The 7962-nt window shown below is 34.9% G+C and carries 9 protein-coding genes; 6 read left to right on the top strand and 3 right to left on the bottom strand.

Going from position 1 to position 7962, the window contains the following annotated elements; all coding sequences use genetic code 11:
* Positions 1-91: 91 nt before the first annotated feature.
* The gene (locus tag V7149_RS23085) at positions 92-307 is read left to right on the top strand and encodes a cold-inducible protein YdjO-related protein (RefSeq protein ID WP_335347922.1); all 216 of its coding nucleotides are present in this window, start codon (positions 92-94) and stop codon (positions 305-307) included.
* 46 nt (positions 308-353) lie between these two features.
* Here V7149_RS23085 and V7149_RS23080 read toward each other — a convergent pair whose 3' ends face one another.
* Positions 354-527 carry a hypothetical protein gene (locus tag V7149_RS23080; RefSeq protein WP_335347921.1) on the bottom strand — a complete coding sequence of 58 codons (174 nt, stop codon included), beginning with the start codon at positions 525-527 and terminating at the stop codon, positions 354-356.
* Between the two features lie 169 nt (positions 528-696).
* Positions 697-831, bottom strand: a complete 135-nt coding sequence (gene yhfH, locus V7149_RS23075) for a protein YhfH (RefSeq protein ID WP_438824063.1) — start codon at positions 829-831, stop codon at positions 697-699.
* 243 nt (positions 832-1074) lie between these two features.
* Between yhfH and V7149_RS23070 the strand changes: the two genes are divergently transcribed.
* The gene (locus V7149_RS23070; RefSeq protein ID WP_335347920.1) at positions 1075-3234 is read left to right on the top strand and encodes a PAS domain-containing protein; all 2160 of its coding nucleotides are present in this window, start codon (positions 1075-1077) and stop codon (positions 3232-3234) included.
* A 50-nt stretch (positions 3235-3284) separates the two neighbouring features.
* On the opposite strand, the gene V7149_RS23065 is transcribed toward V7149_RS23070, so the two are convergent.
* Entirely contained in the window at positions 3285-3935 is a 651-nt protein-coding gene (locus V7149_RS23065) for a hypothetical protein (RefSeq protein WP_335347919.1), read from the bottom strand.
* Positions 3936-4443: 508 nt separating this feature from the next.
* Between V7149_RS23065 and V7149_RS23060 the strand changes: the two genes are divergently transcribed.
* The 4 genes from V7149_RS23060 to V7149_RS23045 all read left to right on the top strand — a co-directional run bounded on the left by V7149_RS23060 (position 4444) and on the right by V7149_RS23045 (position 7749).
* On the top strand, positions 4444-5025 hold the full coding sequence (locus tag V7149_RS23060; protein WP_335347918.1) for a TerD family protein: 582 nt from the start codon (positions 4444-4446) through the stop codon (positions 5023-5025).
* 106 nt (positions 5026-5131) lie between these two features.
* Entirely contained in the window at positions 5132-5710 is a 579-nt protein-coding gene (locus V7149_RS23055; protein WP_335347923.1) for a TerD family protein, read from the top strand.
* A 116-nt stretch (positions 5711-5826) separates the two neighbouring features.
* Positions 5827-6366 (top strand): histidine phosphatase family protein, encoded by a 540-nt coding sequence (locus V7149_RS23050; protein ID WP_335347917.1) that lies wholly within the window; start codon positions 5827-5829, stop codon positions 6364-6366.
* A 120-nt stretch (positions 6367-6486) separates the two neighbouring features.
* Positions 6487-7749 (top strand): glycosyl hydrolase family 18 protein, encoded by a 1263-nt coding sequence (locus V7149_RS23045; RefSeq protein ID WP_335347916.1) that lies wholly within the window; start codon positions 6487-6489, stop codon positions 7747-7749.
* The last annotated feature ends 213 nt before the right edge of the window (positions 7750-7962 follow it).

Genomic DNA, 7962 nt, shown 5'->3' with positions numbered 1-7962 from the left:
TTTTTTTATAGATTTTTGGTTATCCAATTTTGAAATCCTCCTGACTTAAAGAAATTGTCATAAATTTTTTCGCGGGATATTTTCCCTCTTTTTGTCCATACTAGAAAAAAAGGGGGCGTTTGTTATATTTTTCAATAGAAGAGGTCAAGATGATAAACCAGAGGTTGTCATGCTGGACACAGAAGTTTATGCTTGTACAAGCTGTAATGGCTGGATGCGAAAGGAATTTGCATCAGCTGATCTTAAATGTCCTTTATGTGGAAATGATACATCCCCTGAAATGAGGGAATTACCGCAAATTGAATAAATTACGAGCATAAGACTGCTGAATAAATTCGGGCAGTCTTATTTTATTACGAATTCTCGTTTTGTTGACCTAATTCTTTAGCGGCTAATAAAATATTGCCTGTTTCAACTGCCCGATGTTCATCAATTGAACCACTCGGATAATTATTATGTTTAAGGGAATTCTCCGCGTTAAGAGCGTTATCTAGGGCTTGTCTTCCTTTTGCGTCATTTTTCTTCATTTATAACACCCCTTTATAAGATATGCTGTAACATTTCTTTAATCATAAGTTTTGATAGTTAACGGCTTCTTATTCACTGTCAACTGAAACGGATATATTTACTATTGGGATGAAAATTCAATAGAAAAAGCTATGGAGCTGCGATTTCCCATAGCTTTTCATTTGCCTGCTATTCAGCCTTTTTTGATAAACAGCGATCACATTCCATTAAATATGAATCAGTATATTCATTTATTTTTTGACCGCATTCTTGACAAATCTTTCTTGACGCAATCTCTAAAGATTCCACTTTATAATGTAACATGATTCCACTCCTTTTTATAATACAGAATATAATTTACTTCCTTGTTATATAACAGTATACTCGAATTTATTTTAAATGTGTAGCCCTTTTTTTGAAAATTTAAATTTTTCCACTTTTTAATTTTGTATAAGTTAAATTAAGATTTCACTTTCAACCAATATTAAATTAGATTACAATCAAAAAGTATGGTTAAAAATGTGTTTTCCAAATAGGTAAACCCTGAAAAATAAGAGGGAGATGTTCATGCTGCAGATTTTTAATATAATGAATCCAATGTTAATTTTTGTGGCCATAATCCTAACATTTATTTGCTCCTATACTGGTTTAGATTTATTTTCACTCGTTCAAAATGCAGAACGTAATCGGAAGTTTTTATTTTTAGGAGGAACGTTTTCGCTTGGTGTAGGTTTATGGATAATGAATTTTATCGGCATGCTTGCCGTAAATATAAATGGGTCAAGTAATTATCATGTGCTTATTACCATTTTATCTTTACTTTCAGGGATCATTTTTACGGGTATCGCGTTTTACGGAATTATTGATAAGGAGATTAAAGCAAAGCAATTATGGATCAGCAGTTTCTTTATGACTGTCGCTGTTTTATCCATTCATAGCACTGGGTTATATGCAATGAGCATGAACATTCAATTTAATCCAGTTTTATTTATTATTTCGATCATCCTTATTTATAGTTCATTTGCCCTTTCTCTATGGATGTTGTTTTTCTCAAAGGGTTTGTCGCCTTTTAATGAAATCTGGATTAAACCAGTTAGTGCTGTCATTATAACGGCTGCTATTATTGAAGGATATTTACTGCTTTTACGGACATTCTCAAGCGTTTTTGGTGAAAATGCTTCCCAAGCTGAATCTAATCCTAAATCGTATATTATTTATTTTGTTTTTTTTATTACTTTACTTATTTTAAGCGGGCTAATTGGTTCAAGAACTGTAGTTGGCAAAAGATTAGCTGATAGTGATCATTATTTACGTGATATTGAAGCTGCATTGGATGAATCAACGATTGTAACCATTACAAATGCTAATGGGATCATTACGTATGTAAATGATAAATTCATTGAAATATCGAAGTATGGGAAGGAAGATATATTAGGGAAAACTCATCGTGTATTAAACTCTAATTTTCATCCTCCTGAATTTTTTCAAAATCTTTGGGAAACCATCTCTTCAGGTAATATTTGGAGAGGGGAAATACGCAATCAGGCTAAGGATGGAAAACACTATTGGGTAAAGACGACAATTGTTCCATTCCTATACAATGATGGAAAGCCCTATCAATATGTTTCAATTCGAAACGATATTACAGCCCTTAAAGAAACAGAGGCACACTTGAATGATAAAATAAAGGAAGTTGGCGATATTAAATTTGCCCTTGATCAATCTTCCATCGTTGCTCTCACTGATGAAAAAGGTATTATTACGAAAGTTAATGAAAAGTTTTGTGAGATTTCCAAATACGATAGGGACGAGCTTATTGGTCGCAGCCATTCAATATTAAACTCCGGACATCATCCTAAAGAGTTTTTTAGACAACTTTGGACAACTATAAGACGAGGAGTAGTCTGGAAAGGTGAAATTAGAAATGTGGCAAAGGATGGAACCTTATATTGGGTGGATACAACGATTATTCCTTTCGTAGATGAAGAAGGTAACCCGTATCAATATTTGGCCATTCGAAATGACATTACTGAAACGAAAAAAACGAAAGAGATCCTTCATCGACAAGATAAACTAGCTGCCGTTGGACAGCTTGCTGCGGGTGTGGCACATGAAATTCGTAATCCTCTCACTTCTATGAAAGGGTATACTGAATTTCTTCAAATGGATGAAACGAATAAAGAGCGGCTGGAGTATTTCGATATTATCCTTGATGAAATTGAACGTGTGAATCATATAGTTGAGGACTTTATGCTTCTTGCAAAGCCTAAATCTGTTGAACTCAAAGAAAAAAACCTTATTCCGATTATGAAGAATGTCTTATCTTTATTTGAGCTAGAAATAAGAAATAAACAAATTCATCTTCATTTTGAATGCAGTGACGATACAATACTTATTCATTGTGATGAGTACCGTTTAAAGCAGGTTTTTATAAATTTTATTAAAAACGCAATTGAGGCTATGCCAAATGGCGGAAAACTAATCTTGAATACATATAAAAATAATGAATATGTACGTATCTCTATCACTGATTCAGGAACTGGTATTCCACCAGAACAACTAAAGAAAATTGGTGAGCCGTTTTACACAACAAAGAAAAAAGGGAATGGACTTGGACTAATGGTAAGCTTTCACATCATTGAAAGTCATGGGGGGAAAGTCAATATTGAAAGTGAACTAAATAAAGGGACAACATTTACAATAGAATTACCCGTGGTCAATTTGTAAATGGATGGGAAAGGAAGGTTTAGCACCTTCCTTTTTTTATTTTATATAAGCTAATTTTTTGTTTTATCCTTTTCTCCCGATTTGATGAAATAGCTTTGGACCGGTTTCAGCAATTGCTTGAAGCCTGATTCTATCTTCTCACTTATAAAGGATGTTCTTTCATATAAGGAGGAACGCAGATTTTCAAGCTGCCTCGATATTTTTTGAACGATTGCTTCCTGTTCGTCTAGCCGTTCCATAACGGTCTTATGAAATACCTCATGCACCTCAAGTTTTTGTGATAATTCTTCATACACGTTTTCCTGTTTGTTTAATTGGTTTGTTAAATCACGTGAAAATGATTCGAATTGGCCAATTTTCCCAGTCAATGCTTCAGTTGAGGCGTGCTGAAATGATACTTGATCAAGAACAGCTTGATTAATTAAGCTTTCTTTTTCTAGGCTTTCCAATATGATAGCATTCCTTCCTTCAAGCTCATTTAATCGTTCTATAATAATCTGGTTTGCGGTTTCCTGAGAATTCATAACTTCTAAAAACTGAAGTATCACGTTATCCTGCTCATCCAATCTATCCATCAATCTGACAAGGTCGTAATTATGTTTAGATGCTGTACGCTGGATATTATGATTAATGCCCTTTAAAGATTCGGATATTTGAAAATCCATTTTCTCATACGTATCTGTCAACTGATGATTAACCAATTTCTGCTCATGAAGAATTTCTTGAAGATAATTCAGGCGAAAGGNNAAAGGAATCTTGATTAGACTGAGTTTCTAGTTGATGCTTCTTATTAAACAGATTGGGTACAATCTGACTATTTGTGTATAAACCCAAGAAAAACACTCCTTTATTTTCCTGCTATTTATACAAACAGCATTATTTACATGCTATGTACTATATAGGAAAAGGGTGGCAAGAATAGGCGATAATCTATTGGATAGGAATGGTCTCCATTAAAATCCCTTGAGTTTATGCTCCTCTAAATTTACAATAATGGTAAATTTAATTATATTAAAGTAGTCAGTGCCCGTTGTATCTAGTACAATAAAATTGAACATCTATAAGTTAAATTGGTTTACGTTTTAAGGCCAAGAAGATACACTTGGATAGAAAGGGTAATAATTTTTTTAAATGAAGTTTTGTTTCTTGGATGAATCTTCCTCTAGCAGGAAGTTCTAATAATTTTTAGAGTGAAGGGATGATGGTTAAATGGCTATTTCTTTATCAAAAGGACAAAAAGTAGATTTAACGAAAACAAATCCTGGTCTGTCAAAGGTTGTTGTTGGCCTTGGCTGGGACACAAATAAATATGACGGGGGACAAGCGTTTGATTTAGATGCAAGTGTGTTTTTACTTGATGCATCTGGTAAATGTGCATCTGATAAAGACTTTATTTTTTATAATCAACTAGAAGGCGGCAATGGGTCTGTTGTACATACTGGAGATAACCGCACAGGGGAAGGTGACGGTGATGATGAGCAAGTAAAGGTGGACTTAAGTGCTGTTCCAGCAAGCATTGAAAAAATTTCTTTCGTTATTACGATTCATGATGCTGAAAGCCGTGGGCAGAATTTTGGACAAGTTTCCAATGCGTTTGCCCGAATTGTCAATGAAGCAACTAATGAAGAGGTTATTCGCTATGACTTAGGAGAAGATTTTTCAATTGAAACAGCGATTGTAGTTGGGGAATTATACCGTCATAATGGTGAATGGAAATTCTCTGCTGTTGGTTCAGGTTACCAAGGCGGTCTAGCACGAATTGCGACTGACTTCGGATTACAGGTTGGCTAAAGAATAAGGGGTCCTAAAGCCCATTAATCTTCAATAAAACAAGAGGGAATGGAAATTATTTTCTAACTCCCAATTGAATAAACATTTATTTCAGGGAGGGTTTATGATGGGAATTCAATTGGCAAAAGGACAAAGAATTGACCTAACAAAAACAAATCCTGGTTTAACAAAAGCGATCATTGGACTTGGATGGGATACGAATAAATATCAGGGTGGACATGATTTTGATTTAGACGCTTCTGCCTTTTTAGTAGATGCAAATAATCGTTGCCAAAATGATCTCGACTTTGTTTTTTATAATAACCTTCAACATCCAAGCGGGTCTGTCGTTCATACGGGAGATAACCGTACAGGAGAAGGGGATGGGGACGATGAGCAGCTGGTTGTTGATTTCACTAAAATCCCTTCCCATGTTCATCGAATTGGCATTACAGTGACGATCCATGATGCTGAGACTAGACAGCAAAACTTTGGTCAAGTTTCAAACGCTTTTGTAAGATTAGTTGATGATTCTAATAATCAAGAATTATTGCGTTTCGATTTAGGTGAAGATTTCTCAATTGAAACGGCGGTAGTTATATGTGAATTATACCGTCACGGAAACGACTGGAAATTTAATGCCATCGGCAGCGGTTTTTCTGGTGGATTAGCAGCGTTATGCCGGAATTATGGTCTCCAAGTGTAGGTCTGCCAAATTATGCATCTGAAAAACACTCCTTCACGGAGTGTTTTTCCATGTTAAGATACCCTTTAAAGAAAGACAGCTTAGCATTTTTTAAAAATTTTAGGGAGAAGGAAAAATTGAAAATAGGTCTCGTTAGGCATTTCAAAGTAAAAGATGCTATACCGGAAAAAACTTGGATGACTCCCGCAGAACTATCAAAATGGTTTGAGGACTATGATTTATCCGACATTGAAAAGGGTGAAACCGATCTTCAAAACTTGGAATGGGAAACGTGTTATTCAAGTGATTTATCTAGAGCGGAGAAAACAGCTCATGCAATCTTTGTAGGTAAGATAATAAAAACCGAGAAATTAAGAGAGGTTAAAGCATATCCAATTATTCAAGCCAATATTAAACTTCCCTATCAGCTATGGGCAGTTTTCGTCCGGCTTGCCTGGCTATTCAACCATCCTTCGCAAAAGGATTCAGTTAAGGCTGTTAAAGAAAGGATTAATTTATTCTTAGATGAGGTCTTTTCTGCTGGAAATGAACATGTACTGATAGTTAGCCATGGAGCCTTAATGATATTTATGCGGAAGGAATTACTTAAAAGAGGATTTAAAGGGCCAAAAATAAGTCACCCTAAAAACGGTATTTTATACGTTTTTGAAAAATAAGCTTAACATACAAGTGAATTTCAGTAGGAATTGGCTTAATTTTATCTATATAATTTGTACTATTTATTTGCAAGAACACCATATGATAGTACAGGTGAAAATTTAGGAGGTGTGTAAATAATGTCTATTCACATCGTCCAAAGAGGAGACTCCCTATGGGCAATTTCAAAGCGATATAATGTACCAATTCAATCAATACTCAATGTAAACGGGTTGTCTGCTAATGGAATCATTATTCCCGGATTAGCCCTTTATATCCCTGATCAAGCATTACCTATTAGATCAAAGATTATAGCTAAAGGCGATTCATTGTGGGGATTGGCACAGAAATACAGAACTAATATAAATGCTATCCTCTCAGCTAATCCCGGTATTCAGTCAAATAACCTAGTTGTTGGACAAAAAATAAATATACCCTCTCCTTTGAAATTATCGATGCAGACACTCGGGTTCATTATTCCCTTTTCTCCTCAATCATTTATCCCCATTTTAAAACAAGTAGCTAAAGAGATTTCTTATTTAGCCATCGTCTCTTATTCACTCACAAATGAGGGATACACATATTTAGCTGTAGATGATACACAAGTGATTAAAGAGAGTAAAAGATTAGAAATTACTCCTTTATTGATGATCAGAAATTTTGCAAATCAGAAATTTAGTCCAGAGTTAATTGGTCAAGTACTAGAAAATTCTGTCTATCGGAAGAACTTAATTAATAGTTTGATGAATTTTATTACGGACAAGGGATATGGAGGAGTAAGCATTGATTTTGAGTTTATTCCGCCGCCAAGGAGGCAGGATTTTAATACCTTTCTTAATGAATTAAAAACAGCACTTGGCCCCTTAATTCTTCATGTAAACGTTCATGCGAAAACAGCAGACCTCCCGCAAAATCGGATAGTCGGCGCTTATGATTATTCAGCCATTGGGAAAGCGGCAGATATTGTTGCGGTCATGACGATAGATTATGGGTATCCAACAGGACCGCCAAATCCTGTTTCACCTATATGGTGGATAGAGGACGTCATTCAATATTCCATCAGCTTAATCAACCCCAAAAAACTGCAAATGGCTTTGCCTTTATATGGTTATGATTGGAGGGTAATTGACAACTTAACAAAGGCACATTCTCAATTAAATGCACAAAATTTAGCGATCTCATCAGGTGCTCTTATAAATTATGATCTCAACTCATCTACTCCAAGCTTTAACTATTGGAAGGGTTCAGAAAGGCATATTGTATGGTTTGATGATATTCGCAGCTTTGCTGAAAAGTATAAATTGATTGATCAATATCATTTATTAGGTTTAACTTTTTGGCAATTAAGCCTTCTATTTCCGCAAAACTGGGTCTATTTGGAAAAAAATATTATTATTAATTAAAAAAGGATGCCATATAGGCATCCTTTTACGTATTGCGGCGGTTGACTGCACGCCACATCGTGCATTCCAAAATTGGAGTGTCAATCCGTCTTACGCAATTAGCTCATCGCAATATAGACTATAACATAATTCACTGACATTGGCAATCCCCATGATAAGGAAGAATCTTTGCGAAATAATCGTTAAATTTGTATAATATTTGAAGCTTATAAA

The sequence above is a fragment of the Bacillus sp. JJ1503 genome (assembly GCF_036965125.1).
GTDB lineage: Bacteria > Bacillota > Bacilli > Bacillales > Cytobacillaceae > Cytobacillus.
The sequence above is the reverse complement of the archived record's forward strand: the minus strand, read 5'-3'. Positions and strand labels throughout refer to the sequence as shown.

Coding starts and splice junctions, on each gene's coding strand:
- V7149_RS23080 (WP_335347921.1), bottom strand. CDS start 527: ATGAAGAAAAATGACGCAAAAGGAAGACAAGCCCTAGATAACGCTCTT.
- yhfH (WP_438824063.1), bottom strand. CDS start 831: ATGTTACATTATAAAGTGGAATCTTTAGAGATTGCGTCAAGAAAGATT.
- V7149_RS23070 (WP_335347920.1), top strand. CDS start 1,075: ATGCTGCAGATTTTTAATATAATGAATCCAATGTTAATTTTTGTGGCC.
- V7149_RS23060 (WP_335347918.1), top strand. CDS start 4,444: ATGGCTATTTCTTTATCAAAAGGACAAAAAGTAGATTTAACGAAAACA.
- V7149_RS23055 (WP_335347923.1), top strand. CDS start 5,132: ATGGGAATTCAATTGGCAAAAGGACAAAGAATTGACCTAACAAAAACA.
- V7149_RS23045 (WP_335347916.1), top strand. CDS start 6,487: ATGTCTATTCACATCGTCCAAAGAGGAGACTCCCTATGGGCAATTTCA.